The sequence below is a fragment of the Streptomyces sp. NPDC052721 genome, from assembly GCF_040678315.1.
Taxonomy (GTDB): domain Bacteria; phylum Actinomycetota; class Actinomycetes; order Streptomycetales; family Streptomycetaceae; genus Streptomyces.
Map to the genome: position 1 here is coordinate 37,560 of NZ_JBFATL010000052.1, position 14,197 is coordinate 51,756.

Below are 14,197 nucleotides of genomic sequence, written 5' to 3' on the forward strand. Positions count from 1 at the left end.
CCCTGACAGCGTCGGGGCCTCCTTGCGCATGTCGCTGCTCACGCGCTCCAGGTCTCGACGAGCTCCCGGCACCGGCGGACCCGCTCCTGGACACTGCCGGTGACGACCTGGAACGGGATGCGCCAGGCCTCCAGCGTCTCCAGCAGAAGCTGGTCGGACACGCGGCGGAAGTGCTCGCTGATCGGACGGTGCCCCTCGGGCAACGGCACGTCGGCCGGCAGATGCACCACCAGGTCATAGGTGTCGCAGGCGTACTCCTGGGCCAGCAGGCCGATCTGATCGGTGACTTCTTCGTACGCCGCGGTCACGGCCGGCCGCGAGGTGGAGTCGAGCCGGGCGGACGGAGTGGGCAGGCGGCCGAGCACCAGACGCACCTTGGTGTAGATCCACTCGTGCAGGACCGATCCGTCGGAGACGAACCCCTCCGCCCAGCGGGCCTCGTCCACCACCCGTTCGGTGAACCGGCGGACGGCGAGCTGAATCAGCTCCGGGTCCGTGCAGTCCTCCAACGACTTGCCCGATCCTCCCGCCGGGTCGCGCATGGGCGAGCCATGGGTGCGCGGGAGCCCGAGCTGCCGGGACAGCTCGGTGGTGAGCGTCGTCTTGCCGTTGCCGTAGGCGCCCGCGACGGCGATCCGTAGGGGGCGGCTGCGCGTCATGACCTGCTCCCCCGTGCCGTCCCCGGCAGCGGGGAGTGCTCCAGGCACCGCCAGCCGCGTGCGCGGGCATGACGGACCATCCCGGGATCGCGACCGACGACGACCGGATTGCCGACGAGCTCCATGAACGGGACATCGGACAAGTGGTCCCCGTACGCGTAGGAGTCCTTCAGCGACAGTGAGCGCTCGGCGGCGAGACGGGACACCGCAGCGGCTTTGGCGGCGCCGATCATCGGAGTCGTGACGGCGCCCGTGTAGCGTCCGTCGCGGACCTCGGGGCGCGAGCACAGCAGGACGTCGGCGCCGAGGTGCTCGGCGAGCGGTTCCAGGCACGCGGCGAACGAACCCGACACGAGGACTGTCAGATCGCCCGCGGCGGCGTGGGCACCGAACGCGGCACGTGCGGGCTCGTTGAAGAAGCCGGGTGTTCCGACCCGGTCGCGGAACCATCGCTCGCCTTCGGTGAGAAGACTCGACTCATCCGTCCCCGCATAGACGCGGTAGTAGGCACGGCACCGGTCGGCGCGGCCCGCACCGGCCTCCGTCATGGCGCGCAGTCGATCGCGCAGTGCGGCGTACTCGGAGGACCTGCCGCGAACGGACAGGTGATGGGCGAGAAAATCGAACATGGTGGTGGTGGCCGTCAGCGTTCCGTCGATGTCGAAGAAGGCCGCGGACCGTGGGACGTCAGGCACTTTTCTCCTGTGTGGCGGGAAGTGGGCGAAAGAAGGAAGACCCGGGTGGGGAGGGCGCCGACGGCACCCTCCCCACCCGGGTCGGTCACCTCTCCTCGCTGGAGACGGGTGACTGTTGCGGGGTCATCGGGCCAGAGCGGCGCTCTTCCGGGCCACGACGGCTGCGGTTTCGCCGATGGTCTTGCCGTCGGCGAGTTCCTCGTCGGTCACCTCGACACCGAACTCACGGGTGAGGATGACCGCGAGTTCCACGAGGACCAGCGAGTCGAACTCCAGGGACTCGAAGTCGGTGACCGCCGACACCTCCGTGTCACCGGTGTCGAAGTGCTCGCGGATGATCGCGATGATGCGCGCGACCGTGGGATCGGTCATGCCGTTCTCCTTCGTACGCAGGAGGATGAATGGTCCGGTCGCCGCTCGCATGCGACGCGCGGACCTCACAGGGCGGTGATGTCGGGCCACAGCAGTGCTGTGGATCCCCAGGTCACTCCGCCGCCGAACGCGCTCAGCAGCACTCGGGCACCTGGCCAGAGCAGCCCTTCCCCGACGGCACGCGACAGCGCCAGGGGAATGGAGGCCGCCGAGGTGTTGCCGACTCGGTCGAGATCGATGACAGCGCGTTCGCCGTCGATGCCGAGCTGATCGGCGACGGCGTGCAGGATGCGCGCGTTCGCCTGGTGTCCCACGAACCAGTCGACGGACGCCGGCGACCAGCCGGTACGGCCCAGCAGCGCGTCGGCCGACGAAGCCATCCGCGTCACCGCGTGCCGGAACACCGGCTTGCCCTGCATCGTGAAGTATGTCCCGGCCGGCTCGGGGCGTACCGCCCCGGCCCGCTCGCGTGACCCGCCGCCCGGGATCATGATGAGGTCCTTCAGTGCCCCGTCGCTGCCGAGGTCGAATCCGAGGAACGCCCCCTGTTCGTCGACGGAACCCGACCGCAGTACGGCCGCACCGGCACCGTCGCCGAAGATGACGGACGTGGTCCGGTCCTGCGGATCGAGGATGGTGGAGTAGGTCTCGGAACCGATGACCAGGGCACTGCCCGCGAGACCGGCGGTGATGTGCGCGGCCGCAGAGGCGAGTGCGTAGACGAAACCGCTGCACACCGCGGCGACGTCATACGCCGCGACTCCGTTCAGGCCCAGCCGGGCCGCGACGTCCGGAGCGGTGGCGGGGCACGGGTGGTCGGGGGTGGTGGTGGCCAGCACCACCAGGTCCACCGTGTCCGTTCCCGCGGCCTTCAGCGCCCGCCGCCCCGCCTCGACGGCGAGGTCACCGGTGGACGCCCCGTCACTCCAGTAGCGCTGCCTGATGCCGGTCCGCGACCGTATCCACTCGTCGTCCGTGTCCAGGTGCCGGGACAGCTCCTCGTTGGTGACCAGCCGCGCCGGCAGAGCGGTGCCCAGCCCGGCGAGAACGCCCGCGCCGCTCATGCCGCCGTGACCGGCGCGCGGTCGGTCTCGCTGGTGGTGTCGATCTTCGCGTAGTCCTCCTGGGCCCGGGCGATGGCTTCGTCGATGGACATCTGGGGTGTGAAGTCGTAGATGTCCATGATCTTCTGCAGCCGTTCCGGAATGGTGCCGCCGACGATGTGCACCGGGATCCGCAGTTCGTCGAGGACCTTCAGCAGCATCTCGTCCGCCAGCGAGCGGAAGCGCTCGTTGACGGGCCGGTGGCCGTCCTCGACCAGCGGGAACTCGATGGGCAGGTGGACGAAGGAGTCGTACGAGGCCTTGGCGTGCTGCTTGGCGGGGATGCCCATCTGCTCCATGACCTCGGAGAAGAACCGTATCTCGTCCGTCATCTCGACGTTCTCGAGGTTGACCGAGTCGTTCGGGTTGATGCCCACCAGGACGCGGACGGTCCCGTAGCACCACTCGTGGAGCGAGGACCCGTCGGAGACGAATCCGCCGGGCAGGTGGCTCTCGTTGACCGCGCGCTCCTGGTTGCGTCGCATGATCAGCATGATGATCTCGGGTGCCGTGCACTCTTCGAGGGTTTTCCCCGGCACGGAAATCGGCAGCAGTTCACGCATCGTCTTCGCAGCGCTGCGCGGAAGTCCGGTCAGGTGTGAGACGGCCATGGTGGTCAGGGTCTTGCCCACCGAGTACGTACCGGAAATGGCCAGGTTCATGAGTTTTCTGCTTTCTTTGAGTCTGCGGATCCCGGAAGATCCATGGAAATGAGAAGCGGCGGCTCGTGGGATGCCGCCCGTCCTGCGGGGCGGGCCGGCGGCCGACCGGGTGCGGACAGCGGGTCAGGGCAGGAGGTGGGCGACCGAGCAGCACAGACGCACGCCGAGGAACTCGCCGACGATGTCCGCCGATCGCCAGACCTCACCTTTGCTGGTTTCGAGCCGCTTGCAGCGCTCGAGCCGCGTGGTCACGGTCGAGGTCGCGGGCAGCGGAGCCCGCAGCGGATCGAGTTGGAGCACCGTCTCGCGCATCCACAGCGTGTTGCTCCTGGCGCGTGGCACGTCGTCGAGCGCGTAGAGCAGCACTTGGCCCAGCTGGAGCCCGATGACGAACGCGTCGATCGCGGACGCGCGGTCGTGATGCGCGCCCTCGAGTCCGGCAGCAGGCGAGGGAACGTCCTGCCGTGTGGTCACGCGCACGGCGGCGGCGGCCTCGCGGGTCCGCGGGTCGACCACGACGTCCTCGACGAACTGCCTGCGGGCGGTGAAGCCCTCGCCGAACAGCCGCGGACGCGGGTCACCGAGCAGGTCACGCAGTGATGCGTAGGAGCCGGGGGCCTGGTTCGGGACGCCCGCCTCGTGGCGGATCTCGCACCGCATCCGCAGGGTGCCGACCACGCACTCCACGGTGCTGACGAAGAGGCCGGCCGCCTGGCCGGACGGGCCGGTTGCCACGAGCTGAGCGGTGGCGGCGAAGTCGGCCAGGTCCTCCTCGACCGGGGACGTGCCCGCTTTGATGCGGACCCGCTGGAGCACCGCCCGTGCGCGCTGATCCGGGCTCAGCCCGAGGACATGCGCCAGGTGCACCTCGCTGAGCTGGGCGCCGATCACCAGGACGTCCACGGTGGACAGGTGCGGACGCTGGTCTGCGTCGCCCTTGCGCGACCAGTCCGGGGGGTAACGCACGCTGACGCGGGCATCGGCGCGCGCCGTCTGATCAGGCCCGGGGGCGACGGAGACGTGCCACACCCGGTGCTCGGCCCGTTTGAAACCCTCACCGAAGAAGCGTCTTTCCCTGGGTCCCAGAACGTCGTCGACAGAGCGATGGAACAGTTTCGGCGATATGGAGCCGCTGACTGGCATGCACCCTCCAGTGTTTTCCCGACAGGTGCAATCGATGTGACGCCACTATTCCGGTGTCGCCGGACGGATTTCCAGAGCGAAATTCTGCTGGTACGGCCCATGGTGGTGGTGGGGAAACCAGGAATGCCGGTCTCTTCCGCTCCGGCCCGGGCGTGACGACGATTTTCCTGCACTGGTTCCTGGAGACGAGGAGGACACCTTGGTGAGGCAGATGCTCGCCATCAGTCAGCGCGAATTCGGCGGGCCTGGTGTGCTCGCTGTCGTGAGTGCGGACCGGCCGGCGCCCGGTTTCAACGAGATCCTGGTACGGGTCCATGCTGCCGGCGTCAACCCGGTGGACTGGCGCACCCGCGCGGACGGCGGACTGGGCACCCTCGGCTCCCCGCCGTTCGTGCTCGGGTGGGACGTGTCCGGAACCGTCGAGTCGGTGGGTGTGGGCGTCACGCTCTTCCGGCCGGGCGACACGGTGATCGGCATGCCGGGCTTCCCGCATCCGGCGGGGGCGTACGCGGAGTTCGTGGCGGGCCCCGCACGGCACTTCGTCCAGGCTCCCGACCGGCTGGGCCACCGGGAGTCCGCGGCACTGCCCCTGGCCGGCCTCACGGCGTGGCAGGCACTGACGGACACCGCGAACCTTCGGTCGGGGCAGCACGTACTGGTGCACGGCGCCGCCGGCGGTGTGGGCCACCTCGCGGTGCAGATCGCCAAAGCCCTCGGGGCGAAGGTGACGGGGACCGCCCGACAGTCCCAGCACGGCGGGCTGGTGGCGCTGGGCGCGGATGACGTGATCGACTACGTCAGCGAGGACTTCACCGACAGCGTGCGGGACGTCGATGTCGTCATCGACACCGTGGGCGGAGACTGCGCACTGCGGTCACTGTCCGTGCTGCGGCCGGGTGGCATCTTGGTGACCCTGCCCGGCCCGCCCGAGGACGCGCTGGTCCGGCACGCAGCCGAGCAGGACAAGCGTGCGGTGTTCATGCTGGTCGAACCCGATCGCCAGGGTCTGCTCGCCCTCACCGAGCTGGTCGGTGAGGGGCGGCTTGCGCCGGTGGTGGATACGGTGCTGCCGCTTGCCGAAGCTGCCAAGGCACATGAACTCGCCGAGACGGCACCGAAGTTCGGAAAGATCGTTCTGGACGTCGCCGGAGGCGCGTGAGGCCGGCCGCAGGAGCGGGCGGGCACCGAACGAGCCTGCCCGCTCCCACAGCGCGCGGCCCGGGCCCGCCTCCGCGAAAAACGACCCGGGCCGTGGCGTCACCGCCGTGGACGGCGTCACTGCAGGCTGGTGAGCATTCGTGCGTCGAAGGGGACCAGATCGGCCAAGTGCCCGCCCCGCACCTTGGCGGGCCAGGCGGGATCGGCGATCAGGGCACGCCCCACGGCGACGAGATCGAACTCGCCCTGTGCGAGCCTGTCGGCGACCGCACCGACATCTCCGACGTCGGCTCCCTTGCCGTCGAGATAGGTGAGGAAGTCGCTGTCCTTCAGCCCGACCGAGCCGACCGTGATGACGGGCCGGCCCGTCACCTTCTTGGTCCAGCCGGCCAGGTTGAGATCCGATCCCTCGAATTCGGGCTGCCAGAACCGGCGCGTCGAGCAGTGGAAGGCGTCCACCCCCGCCTGCACCAGCGGGCCGAGCAGGGCCGCGAGTTCGTCCGGGCTGTTGGCGAGCCGCGCCGCGTAGTGCCCGACCTTCCACTGGGAGAACCGCAGGAAGATCGGGAAATCCTCCCCCACGGCGTGACGGCAGGCTCGCACCACCTCGGCGCCGAAACGTGTGCGGGCCGACAGGTCCCCGCCGTAGCGATCGTTGCGCCGATTGGTGACAGCCCAGAAGAACTGATCGATGAGGTAGCCATGAGCGGCGTGCAACTCGATGGCGTCGAACCCGACCTGACGGGCGTCCGCGGCGGCACGGGCGTAGGCGTCGATCACACGCGTGATGTCGGCGTCGCTCATCACGCGCCCCACGGTGCCCGCCTCGGGCTGCGACGGATCGATGCCCGACGGACTGACCAGCTCGAAACCGGCCGGCGAAGCGACGTCCGTCTCCGCGGGAGTCACGCCCCACAGCAGCGGATCCAGACCCACGTGCATGAGCTGGGCGGCGATCCGGCCGCCGGCCGCATGGACTGCCTGGGTCACTCTCGCCCACCCGGCAAGGGCGTCGGCACCGTGGAGACGGGGAACCGCGGCGCGGCGCTCGGACGAGGGGTGCCCGATGGCGGCCCCCTCGGTGATGATCAGGCCCACGCCGTTCCGGGCGCGGCGTGCGTAGTACGCAGCCACCTCGGGCCCGGGTACGCCTTCGGGGCAGAGCTCCCGGGTCATCGGGGCCATGACGATCCGGTTCTCGAGAGCCAGTGATCCCACGGTGAAGGGCCCGAACAGTGGCGCTGCCGTGGCGGAAGGCGGAGCTGTGCTGGGCACGAATCTGTCCCTTCGGATGGCTGGTTCCCGGCCAGGTGGCGCCGTCCGGCCGGTTGCCGGACGGCTCTCCTGCTCGCTCACGCGCTGAGGCCGGCCGCCGCGCGCAGGTCGGCCGGGGTGAACATGTGGGGGAAGAGGACACCGCCCGGGTCGAGTGCGGCGGAGTCGTCGAGGCCTCCCAGATCGACGGGGGTAAATCCCGTGTCGTGAATCAGGCCGGCGACGACATCCTTCGCGCCGGCGTCGTCGCCGGCGTACGCCATCCCCCAGAAGTGCTTCTGCTGCGTGCCGCGCGACCACAGGAGTTCGTCCATGATGTGCGTGAACGCCCGCACGACCGTGGCATCCGGCAGCAGCTTCGCGGCGTGTCGGCCTTGGGTCACGCCCGGGTCGAGGGTGGAGATGATGCGGCCTTCCTCGGACAGGCCCATGGGGTTGGTGGCATCGATGACGAGCTTGCCGGCCAGTCGGTCGCCGACCGTCCGCAGGAGGTCGTCCCAGGCGGCGTAGGGCACCGACAGCAGGAGCACGTCGCTCGTTTCCGCGGTCTCGGCCAGTGTCGTGGCCCGCGCGGCCGGGCCGAGGGCGCCCACGAACTCTGTGAGTTGTTCGGGGGTGCGCGATCCGAACACCACCTCGTGACCGGACACCGCCCAGTGCCGCCCGATCGGGCGACCGATATTGCCCGCACCGAGGACACCGATGCGCAGGGACGTGCGGGTGTTGGTCATGGTGATAACTCCTTCGGGTGCTTTCTGGCTTTCCGTGGGTGTGTACACGCGTCTGCCTGTTCCGGCAGCCGCGCAGCCCTGCAGGCAGTCAGGGAACGGATGTGCCGCTCGGCAGGTCGTGACGTCGTCGGACGACCGGGGACGCGGCGGAGGAACCCTGCGCCAGGAAGGTCAACTGGCCACCAGCCGGAGACCGGTCTCGGCGGAGACGTGCCTGCCCTGGGGCATGTAGAGCATGAGCCGCAGATCCGCGTTCTCTAGAAGCGACAGGATCAGGTGTTCGTAGCGGACGCTTTCCTGACCCGGCGGTCGCACCCGCACACTCGTCGTCGCCGTGTCACAGGTTTCGTGCCGGGCCCAGAGCGCGGCGAAGGCCGGGTCGGTGGCACACAGCTTGCGAGCCATCCTGTCGAACCGCGGATCCTCCGGAAAACGTGCCGCCTGGACACGGAACTGACCGACCAGTCGGGTCGCCAGCTTGTCCCAGTCGGGGTAGCGGGTGCGAACGGACGGCTCGGCGAAGAACGCCGCGAGGTAGTTCCGGCCGCCCGCCTCCACGCCCAGCAGGGACTGTGCCGACTGATTGACCGCCAGGGTGTTCCAGTAGCGGTCGACGACGAAAGCGGGTGCCGGCAGCCAGCCGTCCACGATGAGCTGGAGCCGGGACGTCTCTGTGTGTCCCGCGGTTGCCGGCACCGACTGCGGCGGATTGACCCCGGCCAGCCGGTAGAGGTGCGCCCGTTCGATGTCGTCGAGTCTCAGAGCCTGACTGATCGCGTCCAGAACGCCGTCCGAGACCTTGATATCCCTCCCTTGCTCGAGCCACGTGTACCACGAGGCGCTGACTCCGGCGAGGACCGCGACCTCCTCACGCCGCAGCCCCGGCGTATGCCGCCGACCGGTAGCAAGCAACCCGACGTCGTCGGGTGAAAGCCGTGCTCTGCGGGACCGCAGGAAGTGGCGTAACGCCTCACGCTGCCTTCTGGAACTGCCCACCGTTGAATCTTTGGCCACGTGATCGACGCTAGACAGGACGTTCCCGCACTGTCAAACCTTCCGGAAGGTTTTTTACGACGCGTAACGGAGGGTTAAACAGGGGCACATGGGAGCGGCGGGGAGACGGTGCCCTGGTGCTTCGACCACCACGTCTGCGGCCCCTAGCAGAAATCCGCTCTGGCAGCGCGCGGACCGCCCTGCCGATACTCGCCAGCGAACCGTCCCACCCGACGAAGGAGTTCACCGTGACCGATCAGCAACTCCGCGACCGGTACGAGATCGTTGAGCTGTGCGCCCGCATGGGGTGGCATCTGGACCACTGCGAATGGGACCAGCTCCTCGACCTGTTCACCGACGAGATCCGCCTGGACTACACCAGCCTCAACGGCGGGGAGCCGGTGACGCTCCCGCGCAAGGACGTCATCGGCAAGTGGCGCAGCAACCGCCAAGGCCTCCAGGCCACACAGCACTTGGTCTCCAACCACCTCGTCACCGTCGAGGGAGCCACCGCGCGCGCCACAGCGATGTTCCAGGCCACCCACCTGCTGCCGAACCCGTTCGGTGGTCCGACCTGGACACTGGGCGGCGAGTACCACTACGGCCTGACCCGCACGGCAGACGGCTGGCGCATCAGCGCACTGACCATGAACATCATCTGGGCCGAGGGGAACCGCAACATCAGGGACCTGGCCCTTCAGGACGACTGACTGTCCACCACTCTCCTCCAGGGAGTCCGCATGGCTACGGACGTGACCACGGCAACCGGCAAGCCGCCCACGACGATCAAGGCGCCTCCGCCGATCGACTCAGCCCACTTCCGCCGAGTCCTGGGCCACTTCCCCACCGGGGTGGTAGTGATCACCGCCATCGCCGACGGCGAGCCGGTCGGCTTCGCCGTAGGGTCCTTCGCCTCCGTTTCCCTCGATCCGCCCATGGTCGGCTTCTTTCCCGGCAAGTCCTCGACCAGCTGGCCACTCATTCAGCGTGCCGGCTCGTTCGTGGTGAACGTCCTGGGCGACCATCAGCAGGACGTCTGCCGCGCCTTCGCCACCAGCGGCGGCGACAAGTTCACAGGCATCCGCTGGCACCGCGCCTCCAACGGCGCACCCGTTCTCCAGGACGTCATCGCCTGGATCGAGTGCGACATCGACACGGTCTCCGACGCCGGAGACCACTGGTTCGTCCTGGGCCGCGTACGCGACCTGGCTGCTTCGACGGGCGCTGGGGGCCCGCTGCTCTTCCTCCAAGGTCGATACGCACGTGTCGATGCCGCCATGAGGACCTGACGGAAGTCGTCCTCACCCAGGTGTCGAGGTCGCGCGCGGGATCCTCCGGTCCCGGCCGAACGGTACCGCTGTGCCGCGTACGGGATCTGGTGTGCGGTCACACGGACGTACGGGCGGCTTCCCGAGCGGCTCGGTGCGGGTCGGCACGCCCGCCGAGGCGACCCGCACCGGGTCCTGGGGATCTGCGGGCGCAGCGCTTCACCGCACCTGGGAGCCCGCTTCGAACGCGGCCGGCTCGTCGAACGCACCCCAGGGTTCACGCAGCCCGGCCCGAAACGGCTGGAGACCCGTATCGCCGGGGTTCGCGGAGGTGGTCACCGTCACGTCCGTCATGCCGAGTGAGAGGCCGACGACCTGCCCGAGATCGCGGACGCCTGGCTGTGGGACCACCTGATGCCGATCGCCGGCCCCAAGGGGGGACGGGCAGATCCTCGAAGGGTGGACGCTCGTGAGCGCCCTGGCCGCCAGAACCCAGCGGCTGCGCCTGGGGCTGCTCGTGACGAGCAATCGGATCCGGCCGCCCGCCGTGCTCGGCAAGATCGCCACAACCATCGACGCGATCTCCTGGGGCCGCCTGATCATGGGCCTCGGCGTGGGCGGCACCGTCCAGCCACCCGACGCGGGCGGTGTCACCGGCGAGAACCCGGCCGCCGCGGAGTACGCCGCCTACGGCCTCACGCTCGTCCCGCCCGGCGAAGGCATCGCCCGCATGGAGGAGACCATCGCCATCCTCCGCGGCATGTGGACGCGGGACGTCTTCGACTTCCAGGGGCGCTACTACACCGGGCCCGCCCCTCCTGATCGGGGGCTGGGGCAACCGAACGCTCCGCCTGGTCGCCGAGCACGCCGACATCCGGAACATCCCCGGACCGCCGCACAGCACACTGGACTACATCACCGAGCGCAGCGCCGTCCTGGACGACCACTGCGCCGCCATCGGCCGTGATCCGCGGACGATCACCCGCTCCGTGCAGTACATCGTCTCCTACGACGATCCGGCCGCCGACCGCGAGGCCATCACGGAACTCATCGCCGCAGGCATGACGCACATCGTGCTGAGCCTGCGCAGCCCCTATCCCTCACAGGTCGTGCGATGGCTCGCCGACGAGATCATCACGCCCGTGCTCAGCGCGACCGCAGCCTTCCGCTGACACGGCCGTCCGCGGTAGCCGTCGTCCGCGTACGTGCAGTTCTTCGGCAACCGTGTGGTCCCGCGACGAACAGGCTCAGGCTGCGGCATTCCCGTGGGAGTCGGAGACGAAGGCCAGGATGTGAGGAACCGCCTCACGCAGAGTGACGAAGTGGCGATCCACGCCCTCCACCGCGGCGGCGGCGTTCACCCCCCACACCGTCATTCCGGCGCATAGCCCGGACCGCACCCCGGAAGGGGCGTCCTCGATCACCAGGCAGTCTCCCGGCTCGGCTCCGAGCTGCTCAGCGGCCAGCAGATACGGTGCGGGCGAGGGCTTGCCCTCCTCGACAGCAGCCGCGTCCACGATCACCCCCGGCATCGGCAAGCCCGTCCGCAGGAAACGGCCGCGTACCCGGTGCTCGTAGTTCGAGGTCACGAGCGCCCAGGACGTCAGTGGCAGGCCGTGCAGCAGCTCCGACGCGCCGTCGAAGGCCGCGTAGACGCCGGATCGGACGTCCTCGTCCTCCAGCTCATGCAGCGTGGCCAGACACTCGCGCGGATCCCGGTCCGCAGCGACCTGGGCGAACGTCTCTGTCGGCCGCGTCCGCAGAGCCACCCGGTAGACCTCGTCCGCATCCAGCCCGAACCGCTCCGCCCAAGTCCTCCAGACCTCGCGCTGGTTGCTCACCGCGTCGATCAACGTGCCGTCGACGTCGAACAGCACGCACTTCATGCGGCCCGGCCGCGTAGGTTCACTGGACATCCGCCGATCATGCCAGGCTGCGCGGCAAGCGATGGCGGGGATGGCGGGGACAGTTCACAGTCTGAGGGCACGCCACACAGGCTGTCGCGTGACCGGAAAAATCGCTGTCGAAGTTGACCGATGGCGAGCCTCGGGCCGGACCGCGGCATCCAGACCTGACTGGCCATCAGCTGACTCGCCAACGGGTCAGCATAAGACCGCTCGAACATGGTTACAGATGACGGCAGGCGCACATCAGCCCATGTGCGTGATCCCTGCGCTGACCTGGGGAAACGCCGGTTCCAGGCGGAGCTGGTCGAGTGAGGAGCGAGCCGTGTTCTACTACCTGCTCAAGTACGTGGTCCTGGGCCCGCTGCTCAGAGTGGTCTTCCGGCCCCGGATCGAAGGCCTGGAGCACGTGCCCGCGTCGGGGCCGGCGATCATCGCCGGGAACCATCTGTCCTTCTCCGACCACTTCCTGATGCCGGCGATGCTGAAACGCCGCATCACCTTCCTCGCCAAGGCGGAGTACTTCACCGGCCCCGGGGTGAAGGGCCGGCTCACCGCGTTCTTCTTCCGCAGCGCCGGGCAGATCCCGGTGGACCGCTCCGGCAAGGACGCGGGGCAGGCCGCGATCCGTGAGGGGCTCGGGGTGCTGCGCAGGGGGGAGCTGCTCGGCATCTACCCGGAGGGCACCCGTTCGCACGACGGCAGGCTGTACAAGGGCAAGGTCGGGGTCGCCGTCATGGCCCTGACGGCAGGGGTGCCGGTGGTGCCGTGCGCGATGATCGGCACGTTCGAGGCACAGCCGCCCGGGAAGATCGTCCCCAGGATCCGCCCGGTGACCATCCGCTTCGGCGATCCCCTGGACTTCTCACGCTATGCCGGCATGGAGCACGAGAAGGCCGTGCTGCGGGCGGTCACCGACGAGATCATCTACGCCATCCTGGCACTGTCCGGGCAGGAGTACGTCGACGAGTACGCCGCCGTCGTCAAGGAACGGCAGGCGGCGGAGCAGAACGCGAAACGCAGGTTCCCTCGGGCGCCGCTCAGCTGACCTCTGCCGTCGGCAGAAAGAAGGGAGCGGGCCGGGGCCGGATGCCTAGGCTCGCCGTATGAAGACAGCTGTGGTGATCGGGGCGAGCGGGCAGATCGGGCGCCCGGTGGTGGAGGCGCTGACGCGGGACGGCTGGGCGGTGACGGCCGCCTCGCGCGGCGGCGGCCGGGACGCGGTGTGGGACGACGGGGTGCGGACGGTCCGGCTGGACCGCGCCGACGGCACGGCCCTCGCCGCGGTGGTGGGCGACGGCTGCGACCTGCTGGTCGACGTGGTCGCCTACGACGCCGGGCACGCGCGGCAGGTGACGGGGCTCGCGGGCCGGATCGGCTCGGCGGTGGTGATCTCCAGTGTGTCCGTGTACGAGGACGGCGCGGGACGGGGCTTCGACACGATGGGCGAGCCGGACGGCTTCCCGGACTACCCGGTGCCGGTCCCCGAGACCCAGCCGGCCGTCGCTCCGGGTGAGGCCACCTATAGCACCCGCAAGGCCGCACTGGAGCGGGAACTCCTCGACTGCGGCGCCGACTTGCCGGTCACCGTGCTGCGGGCGGGCGCGGTGCACGGGCCGTACAGCCCGCTGCCGCGCGAGCTGTACTTCGTGAAGCGCAGGCTGGACGGGCGGCACGACCGGGTGCTGGCGTACCGGGGCGAGAGCCGGTTCCATCCGGCGAGCGTCCGGAACATCGCCGAGCTGGTGCGGCTGGCGGCGGCCCGGCCGGGCTCCCGGGTGCTGAACGCCTGTGACGGTCAGGCGCCGACGGTCGCCGGGATCGGTGCCGCGATCGACGCCGTGATGGGGGTGGAGACCCGCACCGTGTACCTCGACGGGCCGCCGGAGGGCTCGGTGGGGCGGACGCCGTGGTCGGTGCCGCGGCCGGTGGTGTGCGACATGTCCGCCGCCGAGCGGGAGTTGGGCTACCGGCCGGTGGTGTCGTACGCCGAGAGCCTGCCGGAGACGGTGGAGTGGCTGACCGGGGCGCTGCGCGGCCGGGACTGGCGGGAGGTCTTTCCGCTGCTCGCCCAGGTCTACCCGGACCTGTTCGACTACGCGGCGGAGGACGCCTGGCGCACGGCATAGCGGTCGCTCGGGGCTAGGTCCTGTCGTCAAACTCCCGTCGTCCGCCCGGAGGGCGGGCCGCGCGGCGTCAGGTGCGTGCTCTCGGCGTGCCGGGCCCCGGCCCTC

The 14,197-nt window shown here is 69.6% G+C and carries 17 protein-coding genes; 7 read left to right on the top strand and 10 right to left on the bottom strand.

Annotation, left to right across the window (positions count from 1 at the left end; genetic code table 11):
• Positions 1-38: 38 nt before the first annotated feature.
• The 6 genes from AB0L21_RS34595 to AB0L21_RS34620 form a co-directional block, all read right to left on the bottom strand.
• A complete protein-coding gene (locus tag AB0L21_RS34595) occupies positions 39-659 on the bottom strand; it encodes an AAA family ATPase (RefSeq protein ID WP_365788224.1) in 621 nt (206 codons plus the stop codon).
• On the bottom strand, positions 656-1,354 hold the full coding sequence (locus AB0L21_RS34600) for an HAD-IB family hydrolase (RefSeq protein WP_365788225.1): 699 nt from the start codon (positions 1,352-1,354) through the stop codon (positions 656-658). The genes AB0L21_RS34595 and AB0L21_RS34600 overlap by 4 nt, the downstream gene beginning before the upstream one ends.
• 123 nt (positions 1,355-1,477) lie before the next feature.
• Positions 1,478-1,726 carry an acyl carrier protein gene (locus AB0L21_RS34605; RefSeq protein WP_365700938.1) on the bottom strand — a complete coding sequence of 83 codons (249 nt, stop codon included), beginning with the start codon at positions 1,724-1,726 and terminating at the stop codon, positions 1,478-1,480.
• Between the two features lie 65 nt (positions 1,727-1,791).
• Entirely contained in the window at positions 1,792-2,790 is a 999-nt protein-coding gene (locus AB0L21_RS34610) for a beta-ketoacyl-ACP synthase III (protein WP_365788226.1), read from the bottom strand.
• Complete coding sequence (locus AB0L21_RS34615; RefSeq protein ID WP_365788227.1) at positions 2,787-3,491, bottom strand: AAA family ATPase; 705 nt, start codon at positions 3,489-3,491, stop codon at positions 2,787-2,789. Before AB0L21_RS34615 ends, AB0L21_RS34610 begins: the two co-directional genes overlap by 4 nt.
• Before the next feature lie 123 nt (positions 3,492-3,614).
• Positions 3,615-4,634 carry an AvrD family protein gene (locus AB0L21_RS34620; RefSeq protein WP_365788228.1) on the bottom strand — a complete coding sequence of 340 codons (1,020 nt, stop codon included), beginning with the start codon at positions 4,632-4,634 and terminating at the stop codon, positions 3,615-3,617.
• A gap of 211 nt (positions 4,635-4,845) precedes the next feature.
• Here AB0L21_RS34620 and AB0L21_RS34625 point away from each other — a divergent pair, with 211 nt between their 5' ends.
• On the top strand, positions 4,846-5,793 hold the full coding sequence (locus AB0L21_RS34625) for an NADP-dependent oxidoreductase (RefSeq protein ID WP_365701061.1): 948 nt from the start codon (positions 4,846-4,848) through the stop codon (positions 5,791-5,793).
• A 116-nt stretch (positions 5,794-5,909) separates the two neighbouring features.
• On the opposite strand, the gene AB0L21_RS34630 is transcribed toward AB0L21_RS34625, so the two are convergent.
• The 3 genes from AB0L21_RS34630 to AB0L21_RS34640 form a co-directional block, all read right to left on the bottom strand.
• The gene (locus AB0L21_RS34630; protein WP_365701063.1) at positions 5,910-7,067 is read right to left on the bottom strand and encodes an NADH:flavin oxidoreductase; all 1,158 of its coding nucleotides are present in this window, start codon (positions 7,065-7,067) and stop codon (positions 5,910-5,912) included.
• Between the two features lie 77 nt (positions 7,068-7,144).
• Positions 7,145-7,798: an NAD(P)-binding domain-containing protein gene (locus tag AB0L21_RS34635; protein WP_365700946.1), complete on the bottom strand. Its 654-nt coding sequence runs from the start codon at positions 7,796-7,798 to the stop codon at positions 7,145-7,147.
• 171 nt (positions 7,799-7,969) lie between these two features.
• Entirely contained in the window at positions 7,970-8,710 is a 741-nt protein-coding gene (locus AB0L21_RS34640) for a helix-turn-helix transcriptional regulator (RefSeq protein WP_365700948.1), read from the bottom strand.
• Positions 8,711-9,039: 329 nt separating this feature from the next.
• Here AB0L21_RS34640 and AB0L21_RS34645 point away from each other — a divergent pair, with 329 nt between their 5' ends.
• The 4 genes from AB0L21_RS34645 (at position 9,040) to AB0L21_RS34660 (ending at position 11,231) form a co-directional block, all read left to right on the top strand.
• Complete coding sequence (locus AB0L21_RS34645; protein WP_365700950.1) at positions 9,040-9,501, top strand: nuclear transport factor 2 family protein; 462 nt, start codon at positions 9,040-9,042, stop codon at positions 9,499-9,501.
• A 30-nt stretch (positions 9,502-9,531) separates the two neighbouring features.
• On the top strand, positions 9,532-10,080 hold the full coding sequence (locus AB0L21_RS34650) for a flavin reductase family protein (protein WP_365788229.1): 549 nt from the start codon (positions 9,532-9,534) through the stop codon (positions 10,078-10,080).
• A gap of 448 nt (positions 10,081-10,528) precedes the next feature.
• Positions 10,529-11,026: an LLM class flavin-dependent oxidoreductase gene (locus AB0L21_RS34655; protein ID WP_365788230.1), complete on the top strand. Its 498-nt coding sequence runs from the start codon at positions 10,529-10,531 to the stop codon at positions 11,024-11,026.
• A 22-nt stretch (positions 11,027-11,048) separates the two neighbouring features.
• Entirely contained in the window at positions 11,049-11,231 is a 183-nt protein-coding gene (locus AB0L21_RS34660; protein WP_365788231.1) for a hypothetical protein, read from the top strand.
• 75 nt (positions 11,232-11,306) lie between these two features.
• On the opposite strand, the gene AB0L21_RS34665 is transcribed toward AB0L21_RS34660, so the two are convergent.
• Positions 11,307-11,975, bottom strand: coding sequence for an HAD-IA family hydrolase (locus tag AB0L21_RS34665; RefSeq protein ID WP_365788232.1), 669 nt, complete (start codon positions 11,973-11,975; stop codon positions 11,307-11,309).
• Positions 11,976-12,288: 313 nt separating this feature from the next.
• Between AB0L21_RS34665 and AB0L21_RS34670 the strand changes: the two genes are divergently transcribed.
• Positions 12,289-13,011, top strand: coding sequence for a lysophospholipid acyltransferase family protein (locus AB0L21_RS34670; RefSeq protein WP_365700956.1), 723 nt, complete (start codon positions 12,289-12,291; stop codon positions 13,009-13,011).
• A gap of 58 nt (positions 13,012-13,069) precedes the next feature.
• Entirely contained in the window at positions 13,070-14,092 is a 1,023-nt protein-coding gene (locus AB0L21_RS34675) for an NAD-dependent epimerase/dehydratase family protein (protein ID WP_365788233.1), read from the top strand.
• Positions 14,093-14,197: the final 105 nt, after the last annotated feature.

Bases quoted from the DNA above. Each gene is read 5' to 3' on its own strand.
- AB0L21_RS34595 (WP_365788224.1), bottom strand. From the start codon at position 659: ATGACGCGCAGCCGCCCCCTACGGATCGCCGTCGCGGGCGCCTACGGC.
- AB0L21_RS34605 (WP_365700938.1), bottom strand. From the start codon at position 1,726: ATGACCGATCCCACGGTCGCGCGCATCATCGCGATCATCCGCGAGCAC.
- AB0L21_RS34610 (WP_365788226.1), bottom strand. From the start codon at position 2,790: ATGAGCGGCGCGGGCGTTCTCGCCGGGCTGGGCACCGCTCTGCCGGCG.
- AB0L21_RS34615 (WP_365788227.1), bottom strand. From the start codon at position 3,491: ATGAACCTGGCCATTTCCGGTACGTACTCGGTGGGCAAGACCCTGACC.
- AB0L21_RS34620 (WP_365788228.1), bottom strand. From the start codon at position 4,634: ATGCCAGTCAGCGGCTCCATATCGCCGAAACTGTTCCATCGCTCTGTC.
- AB0L21_RS34625 (WP_365701061.1), top strand. From the start codon at position 4,846: ATGCTCGCCATCAGTCAGCGCGAATTCGGCGGGCCTGGTGTGCTCGCT.
- AB0L21_RS34635 (WP_365700946.1), bottom strand. From the start codon at position 7,798: ATGACCAACACCCGCACGTCCCTGCGCATCGGTGTCCTCGGTGCGGGC.
- AB0L21_RS34650 (WP_365788229.1), top strand. From the start codon at position 9,532: ATGGCTACGGACGTGACCACGGCAACCGGCAAGCCGCCCACGACGATC.
- AB0L21_RS34665 (WP_365788232.1), bottom strand. From the start codon at position 11,975: ATGTCCAGTGAACCTACGCGGCCGGGCCGCATGAAGTGCGTGCTGTTC.
- AB0L21_RS34675 (WP_365788233.1), top strand. From the start codon at position 13,070: ATGAAGACAGCTGTGGTGATCGGGGCGAGCGGGCAGATCGGGCGCCCG.